This is a genomic window from Nocardioides hankookensis (assembly GCF_042658885.1).
GTDB classification, from domain to species: domain Bacteria; phylum Actinomycetota; class Actinomycetes; order Propionibacteriales; family Nocardioidaceae; genus Nocardioides; species Nocardioides hankookensis.
Genome location: NZ_JBHSRJ010000005.1, coordinates 113,456 through 136,655 on the forward strand (window position 1 = coordinate 113,456; position 23,200 = coordinate 136,655).

A 23,200-nucleotide genomic window follows, 5' to 3' on the forward strand; every position below is an offset into this window, starting at 1 on the left:
TGGAGCAGATGCGGCGCGTGGCGATGGTGAGTCTCCACACCTCCCCGCTCGACCAGCCGGGCACCGGCGACGCCGGCGGCATGAACGTGTACGTCGTCGAGCTCGCCCGCCAGATGGCCGCCCAGGGCATCGAGGTCGACATCTTCACCCGCGCGACGAGCTCCACCCTGGAGCCGGTCGTGCCCGTCAGCGACGGCGTCCAGGTGCGCCACATCCACGCCGGCCCGTTCGAGGGCCTCGGCAAGGCCGAGCTGCCCGGCCAGCTCTGCGTGTTCGCCCGCGAGGTGCTCCGCGCCGAGGCCTCGCAGCCGCTCGGCCACTACGACGTCGTGCACTCCCACTACTGGCTCTCCGGCCAGGTCGGCGCGCTGGCCCGCGACCGCTGGGGCGTGCCGCTCGTGCACTCGATGCACACGATGGCGAAGGTCAAGAACGCCGCGCTCGCGGAGGGCGACACCCCCGAGCCGGCCGCCCGGATCATCGGCGAGGAGCAGGTGGTCGAGGCCGCCGACATGCTGATCGCCAACACCGACCTCGAGGCCCACCAGCTGGTCGACCTGTACGACGCCGACCCGGCCCGCGTCGAGGTGGTCCACCCGGGCGTCGACCTCGACGTGTTCCGCCCCTACGACCGGGCCGAGGTGCGCGCCGAGCTCGGCCTTCCGGCCGACGCGGCGGTGCTGGTCTTCGCAGGCCGGATCCAGCCGCTCAAGGCCCCGGACGTGCTGCTGCGCGCGGTCGCCGAGCTGCTGGTGCAGCAGCCGGACCTGCGCTCCCGCCTCGTCGTCCCGGTCGTCGGTGGCCCGTCCGGCAGCGGCCTCGAGCACCCCGAGTCGCTCGCCCAGCTCTCCTCCGAGCTCGGCCTCGACGACGTCGTCCGCTTCGTGCCGCCGGTCGCCCAGCGCGACCTCGCCCGCTGGTGCGCGGCCGCCACCCTGGTCGCCGTACCGTCCTACAACGAGTCGTTCGGCCTGGTCGCCGCCGAGGCGCAGGCGACCGGCACCCCCGTCGTCGCCGCGGCCGTCGGCGGCCTGACCACCGTCGTGCGCGACGGCCGCAGCGGGCTCCTCGTCGACGGCCACGAACCGCGGGACTGGGCCGCCGCCCTGCGCCGCGTCATCGAGGACGACGCGCTCCGGCTGCGCCTCGAGGGCGGCGCGCTCGAGCAGGCCCGGCGCTTCTCCTGGGAGCGCACCGCCGAGCGCACCCTCGACGTCTACCTCCGCGCGCGGGCCGAGATGGCACAGTCGTTGGCATGAGCTCCGACCCGAAGCAGGTCATCCGCGACCACCTCGACGCCGCCGAGGTCGAGTACGACGAGGCCGCCGACGGCGTCTTCTCGTTCTCCCTGCCCGGCGAGAAGAAGCTCCAGACCGCGGTCCGTCTCGACGTCGGCGCGCACGCCCTCGGCATCCACGCCTTCGTGTGCCGCAAGCCCGACGAGGAGCACGAGCGGGTCTACCGCTGGCTGCTCGAGCGCAACCTGCGGATGTACGGCGTCGCCTTCGCCCTCGACCGGCTCGGCGACATCTACCTCGACGGCCGACTGCCGCTCGAGGCGGTGACGCCCGACGAGCTCGACCGGCTGCTCGGCTCGGTGCTGACCTACGCCGACGAGTCGTTCAACACCATCCTGGAGCTCGGCTTCGAGAGCTCGATCCGCAAGGAGTGGGAGTGGCGCAAGCTGCGCGGGGAGCCCACCAAGAACCTCGAGGCGTTCCGCGGCTGGCTCGAGGACTCACCAGCCGACCAGGACGGCGACCAGGGCGAGTAGCGCCGGCACCGCCTGGACGACCAGGATCCGACGGCTGACCGTGGCGGCGCCATACACGCCCGCGACGATCACGCAGCCCAGGAAGAACACGGCGACGTCGTACCGCTCACCGATCAGCGACCACACGAGGCCCGCGACCAGGAAGCCGTTGTAGAGGCCCTGGTTGGCGGCCAGCACCTTGCTGGCCTCGGCGAACTCCGGCGTGTTGCCGAACGTCGTGAGCCCGAGCGGCTTGGTCCACAGGAACATCTCGAGGACCAGGAAGTAGAGGTGCAGCGCGGCGACCAGGCCGACGAGTACGTAGGCGACGACGTCCATGCCCGCAGCATGACGCACTCAGGCGGGCGGCGAGACCTCTTCCGCGATGGTGCGTGGCTTGCGGCGGGCCACGGCGACGCCGACCAGGGCGAGCACGCCCCCGACGTACGCCATCGCGGGCGGCGCCTCGTCGAGGAGCACCACGCCCATCACGATCGTGATCGGGGGCACCAGGTAGGTCGTGATGGCCAGGCTGCTGGCGCTCATGTGCTGGAGGGCGAAGGCGTACGTCGTGAACGCGATCGCCGTCGGGAAGACGCCGAGGTAGACCACCCACAGCACCGACGACGTCGGGGCGTCGCCGGCCTGGTCGACGAGCTGGCCGATGAACGGCAGGCACGCGATCGCGCCGATCGTGCAGGCCAGCCAGGTCACGTGGATCGCGGGCAGCTTGGCGACGAGCGGCTTCTGGAGGATCAGGCTGATCGAGTAGACGACGGCGGAGACGAGGCACAGCGCGACGCCGAGCACGTCGTGGTCGCTGGACTCCGAGGACGACAGGCTGATCAGCCCGACGCCGGTGAAGGCGAGGGCGAGCCCGAGGCCGATGTAGACCGTGAACCGCTCGTCGAGGAAGATCGCGGCCAGCACGGCGACGAGCACCGGGGAGACCTGGATCAGCATCGCGGCGGTGCCGGCGTCGACCCGGCGCTCGCCGGCGTTGAGAGCCACGTTGTAGACGCCGAACCACAGGACGCCGATGGTGACCAGCGAGACCCACTGCCGTCCGGTCGGACGGGGAAGCCCGTGGCTCGCCAGCGCCACCACGCCGAGGCAGAGCGCGCCGACCAAGGTCCGACCCAGCGAGAGGGCGCCCGGCGAGAAGTCCTCGCCGAGGTGCCGGATCGCGACGAAGGCCGACGCCCAGAGCACCAGCGTCACGCCGACGGCCGTCACCGGCACCCAGCTCGGCGGGCTCTCGGCCTCGGGAACGGCCACCGGCGTCGTCGTACTGGTCACCGGCCCAGACTAGGGACGCGGACCGACACCCGACATGCGGTTTTCGGACGCCGTTGCGCGATCCGCTGCCAGACCTCGCGGAGGTCGGGTCAGAGATCCAGCTTGTAACCCAGCCCGCGGACCGTGACGAGGTACTTCGGCTCGCCCGGGTCGGGTTCGATCTTGGCCCGCAGCCGCTTCACGTGGACGTCCAGCGTCTTGGTGTCACCGACGTAGTCGGAGCCCCAGACCCGGTCGATCAGCTGGCCGCGGGTGAGCACCCGGCCGGGGTTGCGCAGGAACATCTCGAGGAGCTCGAACTCCTTGAGCGGCAGCCGCTGCGCGGAGCCGTCGACGGTCACGACGTGACGCTCGACGTCCATCCGCACCGGGCCGGCCTCGAGGGTCGCCGGCGCCAGGTCGGGCTCCTGGCCGCGACGCAGCACGGCGCGGATCCGGGCGACCAGCTCGCGGGGCGAGTAGGGCTTGGTGACGTAGTCGTCGGCGCCCAGCTCGAGCCCGACCACCTTGTCGACCTCGTCGTCCTTCGCGCTGACCATGATCACGGGCACGCTGGAGGTCTGCCGGATCTGCCGGCACACCTCGGTGCCGGGGATGCCGGGCAGCATCAGGTCGAGCAGCACGATGTCGGCGCCGTTGCGGTCGAACTCCACCAGCGCGGAGTTGCCGTCCGCCGCGATCGCGACCTCGAAGCCTTCCTTGCGGAGCATGTAGGCGAGCGCCTCGCTGTAGCTCTCTTCGTCCTCTACGACGAGTACGCGGGTCACCGGTATTCCTCCTGGCTCTCCCTGGTGGAGAGATAGCGGGGGAGCGTCAACGTGAACGTAGACCCTTGCCCCTCGACTGACCACACGTTGACGTCCCCGCCGTGCGAGGCCGCCACGTGCTTGACGATGGACAGGCCGAGGCCGGTGCCACCGGTGGAGCGGTGCCGGGCCGGGTCGACCCGGTAGAACCGCTCGAAGATCCGGTCGATCTCCTCGTTCGGGATCCCGATGCCCTGGTCCACCACGGAGATCGACACGTTGTGCTCGTCGGCCTTGGTCGAGACCAGCACGGTCGAGCCGGACTCCGAGTACGACACCGCGTTGGCCACCAGGTTGGCGACCGCCGCGGTGACCAGCTCGGTGTTGCCGAGCACCTCGACGCCCTTGGCGCCGCTGGTGACGACGTCGATGTGCTTGGTCACCGCGTCGATCGCGCTGGTGTCGACCGCGATGTCGATCGCGGCGTCGATGGAGACCGGGATCGGGGCCTCCAGGGGGTCGTCACCCTGGAGGCGGGACAGCTCGATGACCTGCTGCACGAGCCGCGAGAGCCGCTCGCTCTCGATGAGCATCCGCGAGGAGAAGCGCTTCACGGCCTCGGGGTCGTCGGCCGCGTCGTTGACGGCCTCGGCGAGCAGCCGGATGGCGCCGACCGGGGTCTTGAGCTCGTGGCTGACGTTGCCGACGAAGTCGCGGCGTACGGCCTCGACGCGGCGCTCGCGGGTGCGGTCCTCGACGAGGGCCAGCACCAGCCGGGCGCCCAGCGGCGCGACCCGCGCGGTCACGTGCCGCGACGGCACGCCCGGGCGGGCCATCACCAGCTCGGTCTCGCGGATCTGCCCGTCGCGGCGGACCTGCTGGACCAGCGTCGCGAGCTCGGGCGAGACCAGCTCCTGGCCGCGGACCAGGCCCATGGAGTACGCCGGGGCGGACGCCTTCAGCACGGTGTCGCTGTCGTCGACGACGACGGCGCTGCTCTTCAGCACGGAGAGGACGGTGGCGACCCCGGGAGGTACGACGGGCTCCTCGGTCGCGACCGCCGTACCGTGCTGCTGACGGTCGCTGACGTGCCACGCCAGCACCGCGCCGCCCGCGACGACGGCACCGATGAGCGCGGCGAGAAACGCCTGCGTCGTCGCATCCACAGGTGAATCGTACGAGGGAAATTCAGCAGGCGTTCTCCCGCGGAGCCAGGGCTTCCGAACGTTCATCCCTCGTTCACGTCACAACCCCGGCTGGACACCTACGATGCATAGGGTCTGTGCCATGCGAGAGGCATTCCACGAACAGCTCGACGGCATCTTCCAGGACCTCGCTGCGATCTGCAGCGAAGTAGAGACCGCCGTCCGGCTCGCGACCGAGGCGCTGCTCAGCGGCGACGCCGACATCGCGCAGCAGGTGATCAGCGCGGACGTCGAGATCGACCGGTCCCGCGAGCGGGTCGAGGACTCCGCGTTCCTGCTGCTCTCGCTCCAGCAGCCGGTCGCCAGCGACCTGCGCACGGTCGTCGCGGCCCTGCGGATGGTCAGCGAGCTCGAGCGGATGGGCGACCTCTCCGTGCACGTCGCCAAGATCGCCCGGCTGCGCGTCCCCAACCTGGCCGTGCCCGGCGAGATCCAGCCGATCATCGAGCGGATGGCCGCGGTCGCCGAGGACATGGTCTGCCGGGTCTCCAAGATCATCACCGACCGCAACGTCGACGACGCCCTCGCCCTCGTGCACGCCGACGAGGAGATGGACCAGCTGCGCCGGGCGAGCTTCGCCGAGCTGCTCTCCGCGGACTGGAGCCACGGCGTCGAGGCCGCGGTCGACGTGGCCCTGCTGGGTCGCTACTACGAGCGGATCGCCGACCACGCCGTCTCGGTCGCCAACCGCGTCGTCTTCGTCGTCACCGGCGAGAACCCGCGCTCGGTCGACTCCTGAGCTGCCTGCCGGCTGGCGGGATAGCCAGACACGAAACGGCCCCTGCCGGGCATCCGGAGGGGCCGTTTCGTGTCTGGCTATGTCAACGAGCGGCTCAGCGGCCCTGATTGGCGACGGCGGCTGCGGCCTCGGCGGCGGCCTCCGGGTCCAGGTAGCGACCGCCTGCGACGGTGGGCGTCAGGTCCTCGTCGAGCTCGTAGACCAGCGGCATGCCGGTCGGGATGTTGAGCGCGGCGATGTCCTCGTCGCTGATGCCGTCGAGGTGCTTCACCAGGGCCCGCAGGCTGTTGCCGTGGGCGGCGACCAGCACCGTCTTCCCGGCGCGCAGGTCGGGCACGATGTCGGACTCCCAGTAGGGCAGGAAGCGCGCGATGACGTCCTTGAGGCACTCGGTGCGCGGCATGTCGGCCCCGAGGTCGGCGTAGCGGACGTCGCCGGCCTGCGACCACTCGTCGGCGTCGTCGATCGGCGGCGGGGGTACGTCGAAGGAGCGCCGCCAGAGCATGAACTGCTCCTCGCCGTACTCGTCCAGGGTCTCCTTCTTGTTCTTGCCCTGGAGGGCGCCGTAGTGGCGCTCGTTGAGGCGCCAGGAGCGGCGCACCGGGATCCAGTGCCGGTCGGCCCCGTCGAGGGCCGTGGCGGCGGTGTTGATCGCGCGCCGCAGCAGCGAGGTGTGCACGACGTCGGGCAGCACGCCGGCCTCACGCAGCAGCTCGCCCGCGTGCACACCCTCGGCGCGGCCCTTGTCGTTGAGCGGGACGTCGACCCAGCCGGTGAAGAGGTTCTTGGCGTTCCACTCGCTCTCGCCGTGGCGGAGCAGGACGAGGGTGTAGGTCATCAGTGCTCGGCCTCGGTGGGCTCGGGCTCGCAGTCCGCAGGCGGCGTGCCCGTCTCCGCGGTCGCGTCCAAGCCGGAGTACTCGTAGCAGTCGGCGACCGACGGCAGGTCCACCGTCGCGGTGGAGCCGTCGCCGAAGGTGAACTCCAGCGTCAGGAAGTCGCCGGTCACGAAGTCGCCCTCGATGGTGACCGGGGTGTCGGCGTCGGCCAGGTTGACCAGGCCGCCCGCCGGGATCTCGATCGGGTCGAAGTCGCCGACGGTGAGGTCGGAGGTGTCGCCCGCGCCGGCGATGGCGGTGACCGAGGCGTCGTCGTCCTCGCTGTTGTTGGAGAACGACGTGATCAGCGTGCCGGAGCCGTCCTCGGCGCTGACGACGACCGCGCCCAGCACGTCGACCTTCGAGTCCTGGTGGTTCGTCCCGGCGCCCGGCGTGTAGGGCCGGTCGGTGGCGTAGTCGAAGCCGCAGGAGGCGAGCACCGGGGCGGCGAGCAGGAGCGCTCCCGCGGCGGTGAGCAGGCGAGCGGAACGGCGAAGCTGCATCTTCAGAGCCTTCACTGTGGCGACGACAGGGTGCGAGGTCAGCCTAGCGGTCGGGCGCCGGCGCCCGTGACCCGCTCTACTGACTCAGGCCGACGGTGTTGCCGACCAGCAGCAGCCCGACCAGGGCGAGCCCGGTCCAGGCGAGCGAGACGACCAGCAGCCGGGTCGCCCCGATCTTCAGCGCGACGCGCAGCGGCAGGTGCCGGAAGCCGTTCTCGTGGTCGACCACCAGGCCCGGCAGGGCGCACAGGAAGTGCACGCCGACGCCGAGCGCGGCGGCCAGCGCGACCATCGCCGTCGCGGGCGGGTTGCCGGTCGCCTGGCCTCCCCAGCCGCCGTACGACAGGAAGGCCGGGAGGAGGGCGTACGACGCCGCCCAGGTCACCCAGGAGAGCCAGCTCTTGCGCAGGATCAGGTTCCCCAGCAGGCCGATGCCCACCGAGGCGAGGTAGAGGCAGCCGGCGGTCACGCCGTTCGAGACCGCGAGCGGGACCAGGAGCAGGACGCCGCAGCCGAGCGCGAACCAGGTGGTGCCCGGGTCCAGGTAGCCGTCGGCGATCGGCTTGCCGCTCGGCAGGTGCTGGGCGTCGCGGCGCCGGTCCACGAGGTCGTTGTGCCAGCCGAGCACGGCCTGGCCGACGAGCACCGTCACCAGCACCAGCCCGACCTCGCGCCCGGGCCGGCCGGCGATCGCGGCGGCGACGGCCATGCCGGCGCCGGTGAGGGCCGCCTGGCGCGGGTGGGAGGCCCGCAGCAGCAGGACCGGGGTGGTGTGCGCGAGCGTGCGCCGCCGCTCGCGGCCGGTGGCGACCGGGGCGGGGGCAGGAGCCGGCTCGGCAGTCGGCTCAGGCGTGGGCTCGGGAGCCGGCTCGGTGGGCGCGGACTCGGTGGCGGTGGCGGTGGAACCGGTCCCAGCGGCGTTCTCTTCGGCCGGTTCCGTGCTCCGTCGGCGCAGGCGGGGCGACATACCTCGCAGTATCGACCAGGCGTCGCGTGGGTATGCCTCTTCCGGGCCCGCTTCTGTCCACGGAATGTCCCGAGGAGGGTCGCCGGGCCCGTCCGCGGAGGGTCGGCCACCACACCCGACGCGGTTCTGTCAAGCCCGGATTGTGCCCCTGACCTGCACAAACGATGTCAGGTCCTCAGGGAGGGCGTGTTAGAATCCTCACCTAGGAAGGGGTACCTCACATATGACTTTCACCGTCGGCGAAACGGTTGTTTACCCGAATCACGGGGCCGCGATCATCGAGGACATCGAGATGCGGACCATCAAGGGAGAGGACCGGGAGTACCTCGTACTACGGATTGTCGCCCAGCAGGACCTGGTGGTGCGAGTACCCGCCTGCAACCTCGACCTGGTCGGGGTCCGGGACGTCGTGGACAAGGACGGGCTCGACCGGGTGTTCGACATCCTGCGGGCCGCGCACGTCGAGGAGCCGACCAACTGGTCGCGTCGCTACAAGGCGAACCTCGAGAAGCTGCACAGCGGTGACGTGATGAAGGTGTCGGAGGTCGTCCGCGACCTGTGGCGCCGCGAGCGTGACCGCGGCCTGTCGGCAGGCGAGAAGCGGATGCTCGCCAAGGCTCGCCAGATCCTGGTGTCGGAGCTGGCGCTCGCCGAGCACACGAACGAGGACAAGGCCGAGGCCCTCCTCGACGAGGTCCTCGCCTCCTGATCCGTACGTCGAGCCCCCGGACCCCACGGTCCGGGGGCTCGACGCATTTGTAGGGTCGGCACGTGGACGACGAGGTGGAGCCCGCGCTCGGGGCCGTGATCGACGACGACCGGGGACATCTGCCCTACGCGCTGATCCACGGTGAGTCCCTCGTCGCCGCGGCGTCCTGGGCGCTGGGCGAGGCGGGAGTGACTCCGGTCGACCTGGGGACGACGTGGGAGGGGCTCGTCGACTCCGGGGAGCCGTTCGTGCTGCACGACCCGCTCTGCCCGATGACCCCGCCGGCGTTCATCGCCGACTGCCTCGCACGCGCCGTCGAGCGGGGTTGCGTGGTCGTCGGGGTCCGGCCCGTGACCGACACGGTGAAGGTCGTCGACGACGGCGTGGTCGGCGAGACGCTCGACCGGGACGGGCTGGTGGCCGTCGCGTCGCCCGTCGTGCTCCCTCCGGGTGTGGTCGCGGCCCTCGACGGGCTGCCGAGCACCGACTTCGTGGCGCTGGTCGACGCCCTGCGGCGGCGCTACCCGGTCGAGCTGGTCGAGGCGCCACCGGCCGCGCGCCGGGTCGGCTCGACCGAGGACCTGCGCGTGCTCGAGGCCCTCACGCAAGCCTGAGCGCCAGGACCAGGTCCTCGGGGAAGGTGATCTTGAGGTTGGCGGGGGTGCTCGGGACCGCGGCGACCGGGAGGTCGGTGTAGCGCGCCCAGCACGCAGCGGTGTCGGTGCCCTCGAAGCCGTCGGCCGCAGCTGCGGCGTACGCCGCGACCAGGTCGCGGGCCCGGAAGGCCTGCGGGGTCTGCACGCCGTCGAGCTCGGCAGGCAGCGCGCGGCCGTCGCGGGACAGCAGGCCGGGCAGGCGGACCACCGGGATCGCTCCACCCTGCTCGCGCGCGGCCACGATCGTGGCCGCGAAGAGCTCCGGGCCGGCGAGCGGTCGGGCGCCGTCGTGGATCGCGACGACGTCGATCTCGCCGGACCCGATCGCCGGGGCGAGTGCCTCGAGCGCCGCGGCCTCCGAGGCGTGCCGGGTGGCTCCGCCCTCGACCAGGCCGACCTCGGCCTCGCCCAGGTGCGGCTGCAGCGCGGCGGCCACGACCTCCTGCTCGCCCGCGCGGACCACCACGAGGACGCGGGCCACGTCGTCCAGGGCGCCGGCGTCGCGGACCGACCAGGCCAGCACCGGCCGGTCGCCGAGCGGCAGCAGCACCTTGTTGGACCCGGCCCCGACGCGCGACCCGGTCCCGGCGGCGAGGATCACGACGGCGGCGGGCACCCGCGGAGTCTACGGAGCCGGACGGGTGCCAGGAACGGCAAGTGTTTTCACGGCTGTTACATGGCGAAACAGGTGCTTGACGCGCCGCGCCTAGGTTCGACGGACCACGAGGCCCAAGAAGGGTGCCCGGGAAGGGGTCATCGCGATGACGTCTGCCGCCGACCAGCGCGCGGAGGAGTGGCAGCCGGTCTGCCGCATCGTCGAGCTCGCGGTCGAGCGCGGTGCCACGGCGCTGGTGCACGGCCAGGCCATCGCGATCTTCCGGACCCAGGACGACGAGGTCTACGCGCTCGGCAACCACGACCCGTTCGCCAAGGCATCCGTGCTCGCGAAGGGCATCGTCGGCACCCGCGAGGGCGTGCCGTTCGTCGCGTCGCCCGCGCACAAGCACGCCTTCGACCTGCGCAGCGGTCGCTGTCTCGACGACCAGCACGTCTCGGTGCCGGCGTACGACGTCCGCGTGATCGAGGGCGTCGTGCTGGTCGGCCACCGCAAGACCGACGCTGCGTAGCTAGACGACCAGCGCGGTCGCGATCGCCGCGACGCCCTCTCCGCGCCCGGTGAGCCCGAGGCCGTCGGTGGTGGTGGCCGAGACCGACACCGGCGCGCCGATCGCCGCCGACAGGGCCGCCTCGGCCTCGGCGCGACGCGGACCCAGCTTGGGTCGGTTGCCGATCACCTGGATCGCGACGTTGCCGATCTCGAAGCCGGCCGCGCGCACCCGGGCGGCGGTCTCGGCCAGCAGGGCCGCGCCCGAGGCGCCCGCCCACTGCGGCTCCGCCGTACCGAAGTTCGATCCGAGGTCGCCGAGCCCGGCGGCCGAGAGCAGCGCGTCGCACGCGGCGTGGGCCGCGACGTCGGCGTCGGAGTGACCGTCGAGGCCCTGCGCCTCGTCGGGCCACGACAGTCCGGCGAGGTGGAGCGGGACGCCGTCGACGAGCCGGTGTACGTCGGTGCCGATGCCGACCCTGGGGAGTTGCTGCACACGAGGATCATGCCCTGCGACAGAATCACGGGGTGAGGAGCTTCCGCGGCAGCTGGTCGGCGGCCGGCCTGGTGGCCGGCTTCGCCGGGCTCGCCGCGAGCTATTTCGTCGCGATGGTGCTGACGACACGGGACTCGCCGGTCGCCGCCGTCGCCGAGCTGGTGACCCGCCTGACGCCGGGGCCGCTGGTCGAACGGGCGATCCGGATCCTCGGTCACCACGACAAGCAGTTCCTGCTGCTGATGATCCTGGTCATCACCGGCCTGCTCTTCGCGTGGGCGGGCCGGCTCGCCCGCCGGTCGTGGTGGGCGCCGGCGATCGTGTTCGCGGTGCTCGGCGTCGTGGGCGGTACGGCGGTCTCCCTGCAGCGCGGCTCCGGGGCGATCGACATCCTGCCGATCGCGGTCGGCTTCGCGACCTGGCTGGTGTGCCTGTCGCTCCTGACCGACCCGCTGCGCCGCCACGAGCGCGCGCTCGCCGAGGGGCCGGACCCCGAGGCGGCACCGGAGGCGCCGCACCCGGCCGACCACACCCGGCGTACGTTCCTGATCCGCGCCGGCATCATCGTCGCCAGCACCACCGTGGTCGGCACCGTGGGACGCGTCGTGGGCCGCGGGCGGCGTCACGTCGAGGAGGCCCGCCGCCTGCTCCGGCTCCCTGGCGTCACGGAGCCCCAGCTGCCCGACGGGGTCCGTGTCGGGCTGGACGGCGTGACGCCGTGGGCCACGCCGGCCGGCGACTTCTACCGGATCGACACGGCGTTCGTCGTCCCCACCATCGAGCCGTCCGACTGGCAGCTGCGCATCCACGGCATGGTCGACCGCGAGGTGGTGCTGACCTACCAGCAGCTGATCGACCGGCAGGTCACCGAGGGCTGGATCACCCTCAACTGCGTCTCCAACCCCGTCGGCGGCGACCTGATCGGCAACGCCTGGTGGAGCGGCGTGCGGATCGCCGACCTCCTCGAGCTGGCGGGGGTGCAGCCGGGCGCCGATGCCGTGCTGCAGACCTCGGACGACGGCTGGACGTGCGGAACCCCGCTCGAGGCACTCACCGACGACCGCAACGCCATGCTCGCGATCGCGATGAACGGCCGGCCGCTGCCGATCGACCACGGCTTCCCCGTGCGGACGATCGTGCCCGGCCTCTACGGCTACGTCTCCGCGTGCAAGTGGGTGGTCGAGATGAAGGTGACGCGGTTCGCCGACATCAGCGCCTACTGGACCGACCGGGGCTGGGGCGAGCGTGGCCCGGTCAAGATGGCGTCGCGCATCGACGTGCCCGAGGACGGTGGGGACATCCCCGCGAGCGGTGGCCGCGTCGGCGGCGTGGCGTGGTCGCAGCACACCGGCATCTCGGCGGTCGAGGTCGCGGTCGACGGCGGCGCCTGGCAGCGCGCCGAGATCGGGGGCGTCCCGAACGTCGACACCTGGGTGCAGTGGGCAGCCACGATCGACTCCGAGCCCGGTCACCACCGGCTCGCGGTCCGCGCGATCGACCGCAACGGCGTCGTGCAGACGAGCACGGTCCAGGACGTCCTGCCGGACGGGGCGACCGGCCACGACATGATCAGCTTCAACGCCCAGGAGGCGACCGATGGGTGACTTCACGGACCGCCCGGGCGTCGCACTGGTGGTCGGCGGCAGCGGCGGCCTCGGCCGCGCGATCGCCGAGCTCTTGCGCGAGCGCGGGTCCGCCGTCGCCGTCACGCACCGCAGCAACCCGGTCGGTGACTCGCACCAGCTGGACCTCGGTGCGCCGACGGTCGCCGCCGATGCCGCCCGCGTCGTCGAGGACGTGGCGGCGCGGGGCGGCCTGCACACGCTCGTGTACGCCGCCGGCCCGCACGTGCCGATGACGCACCTCTCCGCGGTGGAGCCGGGCGCGATGGCGGCCCAGCTCGCGGCCGACGCGGCCGGCTTCTTCGCCGTCGTCGCGCCCGCGCTGCCGCACCTGCGGGAGATCCAGGGCTCGATCGTCGCCGTCACCACCGCAGCGACCACCCGCTTCCCGGTGCGTGACGGCTTGTCGTCGGCACCCAAGGCGGCGGTCGAGGCGATGGTGCGGGCGCTGGCGGCCGAGGAGGGGCGGTACGGCGTACGCGTCAACGCGGTCGGCCCCGGCATGCTGACCGACGGGATGGCGGCCCGGCTCATCGACTCAGGCGAGCTCTCCGAGGACGCGCTGGCGATCACCCGTCGCAACATCCCGCTGCGTCGCTTCGGGACCGCGCAGGACATCGCCGAGGCCGTCTGCTTCCTCGCCTCCGACCGGGCCGGCTTCGTCTCCGGCCAGAAGCTCGACGTCGACGGTGGCTACGGGGTCTGACGATGCGGGCCGCGTGCGGCCCGATCCCTAGACTGGGCGGGTGACGTTCAGGCTCTATGACACTGCGACCCGCGAAGTCCGGGACTTCGTTCCCCTCGAGGAGGGGAAGGCGGGTCTCTACGTGTGCGGTCTGACGGTCCAGTCGGAGCCGCACGTCGGGCACGTCCGCTCGGCCGTCAACTTCGACGTGCTCCAGCGCTGGCTGCGCCAGCTCGGGTACGACGTCAGCTTCATCCGCAACGTCACCGACATCGACGACAAGATCCTCACCAAGGCCGAGGCCCAGGGCCGGCCGTGGTACTCCCACGCCGCGATCATGAAGCGCGAGCTCGACAAGGCGTACGCAGCCCTCAACGTCGCGCCGCCGACGTACGAGCCCGCGGCCACCGGCCACATCCCCGAGATGCTCGAGCTCATCGAGATGCTGATCGCCAAGGGGCACGCGTACGCCGCGGGCGACGGCTCGGGCGACGTCTACTTCGACGTGCGGTCCTGGCCGCAGTACGGCGAGCTGACCCACCAGCGGATCGACGACATGGAGGCCGCGGAGGACGCCGATCCGCGCGGCAAGCGGGACCCGCGCGACTTCGCGCTCTGGAAGGGCTGGAAGAAGGAGTCCGAGCCGGAGACCGCGTCGTGGCCGAGCCCGTGGGGCCGCGGTCGCCCGGGCTGGCACATCGAGTGCTCGGCGATGGCGGGCAAGTACCTCGGCGCGGCCTTCGACATCCACGGTGGCGGCGTCGACCTGCGCTTCCCGCACCACGAGAACGAGCAGGCCCAGTCGCGCGCGGCCGGTCACCCGTTCGCGTCGTACTGGATGCACAACGCCTGGATCACCACCGCCGGCGAGAAGATGAGCAAGTCGCTCGGGAACACGCTCTCCATCCCGTCCGTGCTGGAGCGGGTCCGGGGCATCGAGCTGCGCTTCTACATCGTGAGCGCCCACTACCGCAGCCACGTCGAGTTCAGCTTCGAGGCGCTGGACGAGGCGGCGGTCGGCTTCCGTCGCATCGAGAGCTTCCTCGAGCGCGCGGGCGACGTCGTGGCCGGCGAGCTCCCGGAGGCCTTCGTCGCCGCCATGGACGACGACCTCGGTACGCCGGCCGCGGTCGCCGTGCTCTTCGACGTGGTCCGTGACGGCAACCGTGCCGACGACCCGACCGTGCAGGCCGGCCAGGTGCTGGCGATGCTCGACGTGCTCGGCCTCGACCCCGCCGATCCCGCGTGGGGTCCGGGATCCAGCAACGACCAGCAGCTGGTCGAGGCCGTGGACGTGCTCGTCCGCGGGCTGCTCGATCAGCGCACCCAGGCGCGTGCGGACAAGGACTTCGCCGCCGCCGACGCGATCCGCGACCAGATCAAGGCCGCCGGCATCGCGATCACGGACACCCCCGACGGCCCGACGTGGGCACTGGAAGCAGGCACGAAGTAATGGCTGGGATTTCGAGACAGGCGCAGAGCGCCTTCCTCAATCACCGAGAGCAAGGGCACTGACGTGGCAGGCAATTCGCAGCGCAAGGGCTCGGTCAAGAAGTCGGGCAAGGGCAACCCCACCGCCGGCTCCGGTGGGCGCGTGAAGCGCGGCCTGGAGGGTCGTGGCCCGACGCCGAAGGCGAAGGACCGTGAGTACCACAAGGCGCACAAGGCCTCGAAGCGTGCCGAGAAGGCGGCCCCCGCCCGCCCGAAGCGGCGTACCTCCGGCGACGCCGAGTGGATCATCGGCCGCAACCCCGTGGTCGAGTCGCTGCGCGAGGGCGTGCCGGTCAACGCGCTCTACGTCGCCGAGGGCGCCGAGCGCGACGGCCGGCTGCGCGAGGCGTTCCAGCTCGCGGCCGACCGGGGCATCAAGCTGCTCGAGGTCACCCGCAACGAGATGGACCGGATGGTCGGTGCCGGCGTCCACCAGGGCCTCGCCGCGCGGATCCCGGCGTACGAGTACGCGCACGCCGACGACCTCCTGGACGCGGCCGCGGTGAACGCCGAGAAGCCGCTGATCGTCGCGGTCGACCACGTCACCGACCCGCGCAACCTCGGGGCGATCATCCGCAGCGCGGCCGGTTTCGGCGCGCACGGCGTCGTGATCCCCGAGCGCCGCGCGGCCGGGATGACCGCCGCCGCCTGGAAGACCAGCGCCGGTGCGGCTGCACGCATCCCGGTCGCCCAGACCGTCAACCTCACGCGTCAGCTGAAGGCCTACCAGGAGGCGGGCTGCATGGTCGTCGGTCTCGCGGCCGACGGCGACGTCACCCTGCCCGAGTTCGACCTCGGGGACGGGCCGCTCGTGCTCGTCGTCGGCGCGGAGGGCGACGGGCTCTCGCGCCTGGTGGCCGAGACCTGCGACCAGCTCCTCTCGATCCCGATGGCCAACCAGCTGGAGTCGCTCAACGCCGGTGTGGCCGCGTCGGTGGCGCTCTACGCGATCTCCGAGGCTCGGCGCCCCTGACCCTGCGGCGAGCGGTCACGGCTTCGGCGTACGTCGGGGCCTGGCTGGCCTGCGCGCTCGTGGTGACGGCGGTGCTCTTCCTCACCGGCAGTCGCTCGATCGAGCTCGCCAGCCACGACGCCGTCGTGCGCCCGAACCTCAGCGGCGACGCCGTGCTCCTGACCGGACCCGTGCTCCCCGACGTCCGGCTCCCGAGCTCAGGACCGGTCGGCGTCGACATCCGGCTCGACAAGACCGACGCGGGCTCCACGGGCGAGCTCGCGCGTCGCTACGCCTACATCGCCAGCCAGCCCGAGGGCCAGATCGCCAAGGTGACCGACGCCGTCGAGGACCTGCTCCTCGACGCCGCCCTGCGCGGCGCGGTGCTGGGCCTGGTCCCGATCGGCGTCTGGGTGCTCGTCGGGCACCGGCGTCGGCGTGACCTCGCGTCGCGCGTGCACCTGCCACAGGTGCTGATCGGTGTGGGGGTCGTCGTCGTGCTGGGCGTCGCGCTGCTGCAACCGTGGAGCCGGGACGAGCCGTCCGACGACGACCTCGACTGGGTCGCGCTGCAGACCTTCCTCGGGCCGGAGGTGCCGCTGCCCGAGGGCCTCGAGGACGTCGAGGTCCGCGGCGACGTGACGACCGCGCAGACCCGGCGCCTGGTCGAGAGCGCCGTCGACACCTACGACAAGAGCAAGGTCTTCTACGCCACCGCCGCCGAGCAGGCCGCGACCCTCGACCTGCGCCAGCCCGAGGACGGCGACACCGTGGTCGCCTTCGTCTCCGACCGGCACGACAACATCGGCATGGACCCGGTCGCGCGCGCGGTGGCCGACGCCGCAGGCGCGAGCGCCGTGTACGACGGCGGCGACGACACCTCCAACGGCAAGAGCTGGGAGGCGTTCTCGCTCGACTCGGTGTCGCAGGCCTTCGACGGGCTCGACCGCTGGGCGGTCGCGGGCAACCACGACCACGGGACGTTCGTGCACGACTACCTGGACAGCCACGGCTGGACCATGGTCGACGGCGAGGTGATCCCCGGGCCCGGTGGCACCACGCTGCTCGGTGTCGACGACCCGCGCTCGAGCGGGCTCGGGTCGTGGCGCGACGAGACGGGCCTGAGCTTCGACGAGGTCGAGCAGCGGCTGGCCGACGCGGCGTGCGACAGCGAGGAGCGGGTCACCACGATGCTGGTGCACGACGCCAACCTGGGCCGCGAGGCGCTCGCCCGCGGCTGCGTCGACCTCGTCCTCGGCGGTCACCTGCACGTCCGGTCGGGCCCGACCGAGGTGCTCGGGCCGGACGGCGAGGTCGGCTACACCTACACGACCGGGACGACCGGAGGCGCGGCGTACGCCATCGCGCTCGGCAGCAAGCCACGCCGGGACGCCGACGTCAGCCTGGTGACCTACCGGGACGGACGGCCCGCCGGCATCCAGTGGGTCACGCTCCAGCCGAACGGCGTCTTCCAGGTCGGCGACTACGTCACGCTGACCTACCCGGAGGCGGCTGCGGGCTGAGTGGCGCGCGTCACCTCGGTGTGTGCCGGTCGTTAGGTGGGCGTGCTTCCGTCACGTACCGCCCTCTCCGTGTGCTGCGTCCTGCTCGCCACCCTGCTCGCGGCCTGCGGCTCCCGCATCGACCCGAACACCGTCGCGGGCGCCGCCGGCACCGGCGCCAGCGGCGCGGGCGGTGCCGCCGTCCCGGGGACCGCGACCGGACCCGACGGCAGCGTCCCGGCTGCCGGTGGTGGCGGCGCGGCCACCGGCGGCGGCTCCGGAGCGGGCACGTCGACGGCCGGTGGCGGGTCGACGGCCTCGGGCTCGGGAGGCGGGTCGGGGGACGCGCCGAAGGGCACCGGGGACAACGCGGCGACCGGCGGGGCGAAGGCCGGCAGCTGCGACGGCTTCAAGAACCAGACCGGCATCACCGACTCGACGATCACGATCGGCAACGCGTCCGACATCAGCGGGCCGGTGCCCGGGCTCTTCGAGTCCGCGCCGGAGGCGGTGCGGGCGTACGTCGCCTACTTCAACGCCACCACCGACCTGTGCGGCCGCAAGCTCGCCCTGGCGTCGTACGACAGCCGCACCGACGCGGCCGCCGACCAGCAGGCCTACGTGAAGGGCTGCGACGAGGCCTTCGCGATGATCGGCTCGATGTCGGCCTTCGACTCCGGCGGTGCCTCGACCGCCCAGTCCTGCGGCCTGCCGGACATCCGCACCGCCGCGACCACCGCTGACCGGCTCGCCTGCACGACCTGCTTCGCGGCCGAGGCCGCGAACTCGCACGAGTTCCAGAACGCCGTGCCCGACTTCGTCCTGAAGGGGTACGGCGACGCCGGGCAGCACGCCGCGATGCTCTACATCAACGCGGGCGCAGCGGCCGAGAACGGCAAGTCGCAGGCGGCCGCGATGGAGAAGCGCGGGATGCACTTCGACTACGTGCAGGGCATCGACATCTCGGAGTTCAACTACGCGCCGTACGTCCAGCAGATGAAGGACAAGGGCGTCGAGTACGTCCAGATCATCGGCTCCACCGCCCAGTTCACCCGGCTCGCCGAGGCGATGAAGCAACAGGGCTTCAAGCCCAAGGTCTTCATGATCGACCCGACCGCCTACAACCCCGACTTCGTCAGCAGCGGCGGCGACGCCGTCGACGGGACGACGGTCTTCATCAACTTCACGCCCTTCGAGGAGGCCGGCTCCAACAAGGAGCTCCAGCTCTACCTGAGCTGGCTCCAGCAGGTGAAGCCCGGTGCGACGCCGTCCTTCTTCGGTCTCTTCGCCTGGTCGGCCGCCCGGCTCTTCGTCGAGCAGGCCACCAAGCTCGGCGGCAAGCTCAGCCGGAGCGCGTTGGTGTCGAGCCTCCAAGGCGTCGGCGACTGGACCTCGAACGGGATGCACGCACCCCAGCCGGTGGGGCCCAAGCACGCCTCGCCGTGCTGGCGGTTCCTCCAGCTCCAGAGCGGCACGTGGACCCCGGTCGGCGGCACGAAGTACCGCTGCAGCGGTACGACGACGGTGGGCTGAGCGATGCGCCGGCGGCTCGGGTGTGGGCCGCGTCACCTTTCCCCGGCCACCTCGTTGAGAGGTGGAACGTGTTCTGATTCCGGGAGGGTTTCGGTGTCCAGGCTGTCTCCGCTGCGTGCGATCGCGATCGCTGCGCTCTGTCTGACCGTGTGTCTCGGTCTGGCGGCGTGCGGCTCCCAGCTCACACCGGAGACCGTCGCCCAGGTCAACGGCACCACGACCGGCGGCGCCGGCGGCGCCACCGGCACCAGCGACGGGACGGTGCCCGGCGACAGCAGCGTGCCCGGGTCGAGCGACGCGGGTGGTGCCGCGGCCGCTGGCGGCGGCTCGACCGGCTCCACGACCGGGGGCAGCGGCGGCTCCGCCGCGAGCGGGGATGCGCCTGCCGGGGACGCGGCCCAGGGCACCGGCGCCAACGCGGCGACCGGCGGCAAGAAGGCCGGGAGCTGCGACGGCTTCAAGAACCAGACCGGCATCACCGACAAGACCATCACCCTCGCCAACGTCGCCGACATCTCGGGCCCGGTGCCCGGCATCTTCGAGTCGGCCCAGCAGGCGACCCGTGCCTACGCGGCGTACTTCAACTCCACCAACGACATCTGCGGCCGCAAGCTCGACGTCGAGCTGCTCGACAGCCGTGCCGATGCCGGCGCGGACCAGCAGGCGTACACGAAGGCGTGCGACGACGCGTTCGCCGCCGTCGGGTCGATGGGGGCCTTCGACTCCGGCGGTGCGGGCGCGGCGCAGTCGTGCGCGCTCCCCGACATCCGGAGCACGACGACGACCCCCGAGCGCCGCGACTGCACGACCTGCTTCGCCGCGCAGTCGGTCGACCCCGGCCTGGTCAACCCGGCGATGCCGAAGTACTTCCTGCAGAAGGACAAGGACGCCACCCAGCACGCGGCGGTGCTCTACATCAACGCGGGTGCGGCCGCGGTCAACGCCCAGTCCTTCCGCAACGCCTACACGCGGGCCGGCTGGAAGGTCGACTACTTCCAGGGCATCGACGTCTCGGAGTTCAACTACGCGCCGTACGTCCAGCAGCTGAAGGACAAGGGCATCAAGCTCGTCACCTACACGGGTCCCTACCAGAACACCGTGAAGCTCCTCGAGGCCATGCAGCAGCAGGGCTACAAGCCCGACGCGTTCGTGCAGGACTCCACGATCTACGACGCCAACTTCGTCGAGCAGGCGGGCTCCAACGGCAACGGCGTCTACGCCTGGTCCTCGACCAAGATGTTCGACGACTACAGCGTCAAGGAGATGCAGCTCTACCGCGCCTGGCTGGACCAGGTGAAGCCCGGTGCGGTCCCCAACTACTTCGGGCTCTACGCCTGGTCGGCCGCGCGGCTCTTCGTCGAGCAGGCCACCCAGCTGGGCGGCAAGCTCACGCGTGCCTCGCTGGTCGCGGCGCTGAAGGGCGTCAAGGACTGGACCGGCAACGGGCTGCACGTCCCGCAGCAGGTCGGCGCGAAGACCACGGCCAACTGCGGCTCCGTGCTGCAGCTCAACGACGGCAAGTGGAAGCAGGTGTCGTCAGGCACCTACCTCTGCGGCCCGCTCCTGAACGGGAACTGACATGGGCACGATCATCTCGTTCACGATCCTCGGACTCTTCACGGGCGCGGCGTACGCGATCGCGGCCTCGGGCCTGGTCCTGACCTACACGACGACGCGGGTGTTCAACATCGCGCACGGCGCCTTCGGCATGGTCATGGCCTTCACGTTCTGGGACTTCAGCCAGCGCCAGGGGATGCCGACCTGGCTGGCCCTGGTCCTGGTGCTCGGCGTGGTCGCCCCCGGCACCGGCTGGTTCGTCCAGCGGTTCATCACCCGCGGCCTCGGCGAGGGACCGGTCAGCGTCTCGCTCGTCGTCACCGTCGGCCTGTTCGTCGGCCTGATCGGCCTGGCGCAGTACATCTGGCCGCCCGAGCCGCGCACGGTGCCGCCGTTCCTGCCCGACAAGGGCGTGCAGATCGGCGACACCTACGTCACGGCCCACCAGATCATCACGATCGCCCTGTCGGCCGTCGTCGCGGGGCTGCTCTACCTGCTGCTCAACCGGACCCGGATCGGCACGGCCATGCGTGCCTCGGTCGACAACCCGGTGCTGCTCCGACTCTTCGGCGGCAACCCGGACCGGGTCGCCTCGCTGTCCTGGGCGATCGGCATCTCTCTCGCGGCGCTGGCGGGCATCCTGCTGACGCCGGTGATCGGGCTGTCGTACTTCGACCTCACGCTGCTGGTCATCAACGCGTACGCCGCGGCGATGCTCGGCCGGCTCTCCAGCCTCCCGCTCACCTTCGTCGGCGCGATGGGGCTCGGCATCCTGCAGTCCTTCGCGGTCGCCTACCTGCCCACCGAGGGCTTCCTGTCCGGCCTGCGGGCCGTGGTGCCGGCGCTCTTCCTCTTCGTCGTGATCATCGCGATGCCCCAGGCCCAGCTGCGGATCGGGCAGGTCAAGGGCATCGTCTCCGCCCCGCTGCCGTCGATGCCGCGGGCCCTGGTCTGCGGCGCCGCGCTGCTCGGCTTCGTGGCCGTGCTCGCGACGGCGATGTCGGACGCCAACCTGCTGCTGGTCGGCACCGCCGCGACGTACGCGATGGTGATGCTCTCGCTGGTGCTGCTGACCGGGTACGGCGGCCACGTCTCGCTCGCGCAGTTCACCTTCGCGGGGGTCGGCGCGCTGGCCTACGCCAAGCTCGACGAGCCCAACCTCTACGGCCTGGTGATGTCGGCGCTGATCGCGGCCGCCGTCGGCGCCCTGGTCGCGCTGCCGGTGTTGCGGCTGACCGGTCTCTACCTGGCGCTGTCCACCCTCGCCTTCGGCGTGCTGATGGACAAGCTGGTCTTCCAGGCCGACTTCGCCTTCGGCTTCAACGGCACGCTGCAGGCCGACCGGCTCTCCCTGCTCGGCACGTCGGTCTCGTCGACCTCGGGCTACGTGGTCGTGATGGCGGCGTTCTTCGTGCTGATGGCGCTCGGGCTGCTGGTGCTGCGCCGCGGCGTGCTCGGCCGGCTGCTGATCGCGATGCGCGACAGCCCGGCCGCGTGCGGCACCCTCGGCCTGGACCTGCGCTGGTTCCGCGTCGGGCTCTTCGGGGTCTCTGCGGGCATGGCCGGTCTCGCCGGCGCGCTCTTCGCCGGGCTGCGCGGCACGATCGGCGCCGCCGACTTCCAGCTCTTCAACAGCCTCCCGCTGCTGCTGCTCGCCGTGGTCTTCGGCGTCACCTCGGTGACCGGTGCCGCGCTCGGCGGCGTCGGGCTGATGCTGTTGCCGGTGCTGCAGAGCTCGCGTCCCGAGCTCGCCGGCCTGGTGTTCGCGATCCTCGGCTTCGGAGCGGTCGCCCTCGGCCGGGACCCGAACGGTCTCGCCAACCTGCTCTTCGGCCTCGGTCGCCGGCTCGACCGCCGCTTCGGCGACCTGGTGCGCCGCGCCGTACCCGTGCTGCCGCTGCCGGCCAGTCGTGCCGACACCTCGACCGACACCGAGATCCCGCTGATGGAAGACCTCAAGGAACCGCAGAAGGAGGAGGTGGGCGTCCATGCCGCTGCTCGAGGTTGACGACGTCGTCGTCCAGTTCGGTGGTGTGACCGCGGTCGACCACGCGAGCTTCGTCGCCGAGGCGGGCCGGGTCACCGGCCTCATCGGCCCGAACGGTGCCGGCAAGACCACCTGCTTCAACGTGATCACCGGCCTCCAGAAGCCCAACCGCGGCCGGGTCCGCTTCGACGGCCGCGACATCACCCGCCTGTCCGTGCCGCGCCGGTCCCGGCGCGGCATGGCCCGCACCTTCCAGCGGCTCGAGGCCTTCGGGTCGTTGTCGGTGCGGGAGAACGTCCGGGTCGCCCGCGACATCCACCGGGGGATCGCCGGGCTGGTGCGCCCGGCGAGCGCCGACGTCGACGGCCTGCTCGAGCGGGTCGGCATCGCGGCGTACGCCGACGAGCGCGCCGACTCGATCCCGACCGGCACCGCGCGGCTCCTCGAGCTGGCCCGCTGCCTGGCCTGCGACCCGCAGCTGCTCCTGCTCGACGAGCCCTCGTCGGGCCTCGACGAGCAGGAGACCGACGCCTTCGGGCTGCTCCTCGCGCGGCTCGCCGCCGAGGGGCGCGCGATCGTGATGGTCGAGCACGACATGGACCTGGTGATGTCGGTCTGCGACGAGATCCACGTCCTCGACTTCGGCCGCGTGATCGCCTCCGACGCCCCCGGCGCGATCCGCGCCAACCCCGATGTGCAGCGGGCCTACCTCGGCTACTCCGACGTCGACGAGGCCGAGGCGCTCGGCGAGCAGACGATGGAGATGGTCCTGTGAGCGAGCGCAGCGAGCGAACCATCCAAGGGAGCGTGTGTGGT

The 23,200-nt window shown here is 71.8% G+C and carries 24 protein-coding genes; 15 read left to right on the forward strand and 9 right to left on the reverse strand.

Annotated elements, in window-relative coordinates; all coding sequences use genetic code 11:
* The first annotated feature begins 23 nt into the window (after positions 1-23).
* Positions 24-1,259: a D-inositol-3-phosphate glycosyltransferase gene (gene mshA, locus ACFPYL_RS15030; protein WP_449289719.1), complete on the forward strand. Its 1,236-nt coding sequence runs from the start codon at positions 24-26 to the stop codon at positions 1,257-1,259.
* Positions 1,256-1,774, forward strand: a complete 519-nt coding sequence (locus ACFPYL_RS15035) for a type III secretion system chaperone family protein (protein ID WP_379155790.1) — start codon at positions 1,256-1,258, stop codon at positions 1,772-1,774. Before mshA ends, ACFPYL_RS15035 begins: the two co-directional genes overlap by 4 nt.
* Here the strand turns inward: ACFPYL_RS15035 and ACFPYL_RS15040 are convergent.
* The 4 genes from ACFPYL_RS15040 to ACFPYL_RS15055 form a co-directional block, all read right to left on the reverse strand.
* Positions 1,739-2,092, reverse strand: a complete 354-nt coding sequence (locus ACFPYL_RS15040; RefSeq protein ID WP_379155793.1) for a DUF1304 domain-containing protein — start codon at positions 2,090-2,092, stop codon at positions 1,739-1,741. The genes ACFPYL_RS15035 and ACFPYL_RS15040 overlap by 36 nt on opposite strands.
* Positions 2,093-2,110: 18 nt before the next feature.
* Positions 2,111-3,052 (reverse strand): DMT family transporter, encoded by a 942-nt coding sequence (locus ACFPYL_RS15045; RefSeq protein WP_379155795.1) that lies wholly within the window; start codon positions 3,050-3,052, stop codon positions 2,111-2,113.
* An 89-nt stretch (positions 3,053-3,141) separates the two neighbouring features.
* Entirely contained in the window at positions 3,142-3,819 is a 678-nt protein-coding gene (locus tag ACFPYL_RS15050; RefSeq protein WP_056151442.1) for a response regulator transcription factor, read from the reverse strand.
* Positions 3,816-4,964: a sensor histidine kinase gene (locus tag ACFPYL_RS15055; RefSeq protein WP_379155799.1), complete on the reverse strand. Its 1,149-nt coding sequence runs from the start codon at positions 4,962-4,964 to the stop codon at positions 3,816-3,818. The genes ACFPYL_RS15050 and ACFPYL_RS15055 overlap by 4 nt, the downstream gene beginning before the upstream one ends.
* Positions 4,965-5,085: 121 nt before the next feature.
* Here ACFPYL_RS15055 and phoU point away from each other — a divergent pair, with 121 nt between their 5' ends.
* On the forward strand, positions 5,086-5,742 hold the full coding sequence (phoU, locus tag ACFPYL_RS15060) for a phosphate signaling complex protein PhoU (protein ID WP_379155802.1): 657 nt from the start codon (positions 5,086-5,088) through the stop codon (positions 5,740-5,742).
* A gap of 94 nt (positions 5,743-5,836) precedes the next feature.
* Here phoU and ACFPYL_RS15065 read toward each other — a convergent pair whose 3' ends face one another.
* From ACFPYL_RS15065 to ACFPYL_RS15075, 3 genes are all read right to left on the reverse strand, one after another.
* Positions 5,837-6,580, reverse strand: a complete 744-nt coding sequence (locus ACFPYL_RS15065) for a phosphoglyceromutase (protein ID WP_379155805.1) — start codon at positions 6,578-6,580, stop codon at positions 5,837-5,839.
* Positions 6,580-7,122 (reverse strand): hypothetical protein, encoded by a 543-nt coding sequence (locus ACFPYL_RS15070; protein WP_379155808.1) that lies wholly within the window; start codon positions 7,120-7,122, stop codon positions 6,580-6,582. Before ACFPYL_RS15070 ends, ACFPYL_RS15065 begins: the two co-directional genes overlap by 1 nt.
* Positions 7,123-7,198: 76 nt before the next feature.
* Complete coding sequence (locus tag ACFPYL_RS15075; RefSeq protein WP_379155810.1) at positions 7,199-8,089, reverse strand: UbiA family prenyltransferase; 891 nt, start codon at positions 8,087-8,089, stop codon at positions 7,199-7,201.
* Between the two features lie 223 nt (positions 8,090-8,312).
* Here ACFPYL_RS15075 and ACFPYL_RS15080 point away from each other — a divergent pair, with 223 nt between their 5' ends.
* Together ACFPYL_RS15080 and ACFPYL_RS15085 are read left to right on the forward strand one after the other, a co-directional pair.
* A complete protein-coding gene (locus tag ACFPYL_RS15080) occupies positions 8,313-8,798 on the forward strand; it encodes a CarD family transcriptional regulator (RefSeq protein ID WP_056151458.1) in 486 nt (161 codons plus the stop codon).
* Positions 8,799-8,860: 62 nt separating this feature from the next.
* The gene (locus ACFPYL_RS15085) at positions 8,861-9,412 is read left to right on the forward strand and encodes a 2-C-methyl-D-erythritol 4-phosphate cytidylyltransferase (protein WP_379155813.1); all 552 of its coding nucleotides are present in this window, start codon (positions 8,861-8,863) and stop codon (positions 9,410-9,412) included.
* On the opposite strand, the gene ACFPYL_RS15090 is transcribed toward ACFPYL_RS15085, so the two are convergent.
* A complete protein-coding gene (locus tag ACFPYL_RS15090) occupies positions 9,399-10,070 on the reverse strand; it encodes an IspD/TarI family cytidylyltransferase (RefSeq protein WP_379155816.1) in 672 nt (223 codons plus the stop codon). The two genes, ACFPYL_RS15085 and ACFPYL_RS15090, sit on opposite strands and share 14 nt — an antisense overlap.
* A gap of 145 nt (positions 10,071-10,215) precedes the next feature.
* On the opposite strand from ACFPYL_RS15090, the gene nirD reads away from it, so the two are divergent.
* Positions 10,216-10,581: a nitrite reductase small subunit NirD gene (nirD, locus tag ACFPYL_RS15095; protein WP_379155820.1), complete on the forward strand. Its 366-nt coding sequence runs from the start codon at positions 10,216-10,218 to the stop codon at positions 10,579-10,581.
* Here the strand turns inward: nirD and ispF are convergent, their stop codons facing one another.
* Positions 10,582-11,055 (reverse strand): 2-C-methyl-D-erythritol 2,4-cyclodiphosphate synthase, encoded by a 474-nt coding sequence (ispF, locus tag ACFPYL_RS15100; protein ID WP_379155824.1) that lies wholly within the window; start codon positions 11,053-11,055, stop codon positions 10,582-10,584.
* A gap of 32 nt (positions 11,056-11,087) precedes the next feature.
* On the opposite strand from ispF, the gene ACFPYL_RS15105 reads away from it, so the two are divergent.
* From ACFPYL_RS15105 to ACFPYL_RS15145, 9 genes are all read left to right on the forward strand, one after another.
* Positions 11,088-12,659, forward strand: a complete 1,572-nt coding sequence (locus tag ACFPYL_RS15105; protein ID WP_379155827.1) for a molybdopterin-dependent oxidoreductase — start codon at positions 11,088-11,090, stop codon at positions 12,657-12,659.
* The gene (locus ACFPYL_RS15110; RefSeq protein ID WP_379155830.1) at positions 12,652-13,383 is read left to right on the forward strand and encodes an SDR family oxidoreductase; all 732 of its coding nucleotides are present in this window, start codon (positions 12,652-12,654) and stop codon (positions 13,381-13,383) included. The genes ACFPYL_RS15105 and ACFPYL_RS15110 overlap by 8 nt, the downstream gene beginning before the upstream one ends.
* 40 nt (positions 13,384-13,423) lie before the next feature.
* Positions 13,424-14,815, forward strand: a complete 1,392-nt coding sequence (cysS, locus tag ACFPYL_RS15115; protein WP_379155833.1) for a cysteine--tRNA ligase — start codon at positions 13,424-13,426, stop codon at positions 14,813-14,815.
* A 63-nt stretch (positions 14,816-14,878) separates the two neighbouring features.
* Positions 14,879-15,826 carry a 23S rRNA (guanosine(2251)-2'-O)-methyltransferase RlmB gene (gene rlmB / locus ACFPYL_RS15120; RefSeq protein ID WP_379155836.1) on the forward strand — a complete coding sequence of 316 codons (948 nt, stop codon included), beginning with the start codon at positions 14,879-14,881 and terminating at the stop codon, positions 15,824-15,826.
* A gap of 71 nt (positions 15,827-15,897) precedes the next feature.
* Positions 15,898-17,328 (forward strand): metallophosphoesterase, encoded by a 1,431-nt coding sequence (locus ACFPYL_RS15125; RefSeq protein ID WP_379155839.1) that lies wholly within the window; start codon positions 15,898-15,900, stop codon positions 17,326-17,328.
* Between the two features lie 42 nt (positions 17,329-17,370).
* Positions 17,371-18,840 (forward strand): ABC transporter substrate-binding protein, encoded by a 1,470-nt coding sequence (locus tag ACFPYL_RS15130; RefSeq protein ID WP_379155842.1) that lies wholly within the window; start codon positions 17,371-17,373, stop codon positions 18,838-18,840.
* A gap of 93 nt (positions 18,841-18,933) precedes the next feature.
* Positions 18,934-20,418 (forward strand): ABC transporter substrate-binding protein, encoded by a 1,485-nt coding sequence (locus ACFPYL_RS15135; protein ID WP_379155845.1) that lies wholly within the window; start codon positions 18,934-18,936, stop codon positions 20,416-20,418.
* Position 20,419: 1 nt separating this feature from the next.
* On the forward strand, positions 20,420-22,405 hold the full coding sequence (locus ACFPYL_RS15140; RefSeq protein ID WP_379155848.1) for an ABC transporter permease: 1,986 nt from the start codon (positions 20,420-20,422) through the stop codon (positions 22,403-22,405).
* Complete coding sequence (locus tag ACFPYL_RS15145) at positions 22,386-23,159, forward strand: ABC transporter ATP-binding protein (RefSeq protein WP_379155851.1); 774 nt, start codon at positions 22,386-22,388, stop codon at positions 23,157-23,159. The genes ACFPYL_RS15140 and ACFPYL_RS15145 overlap by 20 nt, the downstream gene beginning before the upstream one ends.
* Positions 23,160-23,200 lie beyond the last annotated feature (41 nt).

What these genes read in the sequence shown, in the direction of transcription:
- mshA (WP_449289719.1), top strand. Translation starts at nt 24, where the DNA reads ATGGTGAGTCTCCACACCTCCCCGCTCGACCAGCCGGGCACCGGCGAC.
- ACFPYL_RS15035 (WP_379155790.1), top strand. Translation starts at nt 1,256, where the DNA reads ATGAGCTCCGACCCGAAGCAGGTCATCCGCGACCACCTCGACGCCGCC.
- ACFPYL_RS15040 (WP_379155793.1), bottom strand. Translation starts at nt 2,092, where the DNA reads ATGGACGTCGTCGCCTACGTACTCGTCGGCCTGGTCGCCGCGCTGCAC.
- phoU (WP_379155802.1), top strand. Translation starts at nt 5,086, where the DNA reads ATGCGAGAGGCATTCCACGAACAGCTCGACGGCATCTTCCAGGACCTC.
- ACFPYL_RS15065 (WP_379155805.1), bottom strand. Translation starts at nt 6,580, where the DNA reads ATGACCTACACCCTCGTCCTGCTCCGCCACGGCGAGAGCGAGTGGAAC.
- ACFPYL_RS15070 (WP_379155808.1), bottom strand. Translation starts at nt 7,122, where the DNA reads ATGCAGCTTCGCCGTTCCGCTCGCCTGCTCACCGCCGCGGGAGCGCTC.
- ACFPYL_RS15075 (WP_379155810.1), bottom strand. Translation starts at nt 8,089, where the DNA reads ATGTCGCCCCGCCTGCGCCGACGGAGCACGGAACCGGCCGAAGAGAAC.
- ACFPYL_RS15080 (WP_056151458.1), top strand. Translation starts at nt 8,313, where the DNA reads ATGACTTTCACCGTCGGCGAAACGGTTGTTTACCCGAATCACGGGGCC.
- nirD (WP_379155820.1), top strand. Translation starts at nt 10,216, where the DNA reads ATGACGTCTGCCGCCGACCAGCGCGCGGAGGAGTGGCAGCCGGTCTGC.
- ACFPYL_RS15110 (WP_379155830.1), top strand. Translation starts at nt 12,652, where the DNA reads ATGGGTGACTTCACGGACCGCCCGGGCGTCGCACTGGTGGTCGGCGGC.
- ACFPYL_RS15140 (WP_379155848.1), top strand. Translation starts at nt 20,420, where the DNA reads ATGGGCACGATCATCTCGTTCACGATCCTCGGACTCTTCACGGGCGCG.
- ACFPYL_RS15145 (WP_379155851.1), top strand. Translation starts at nt 22,386, where the DNA reads ATGCCGCTGCTCGAGGTTGACGACGTCGTCGTCCAGTTCGGTGGTGTG.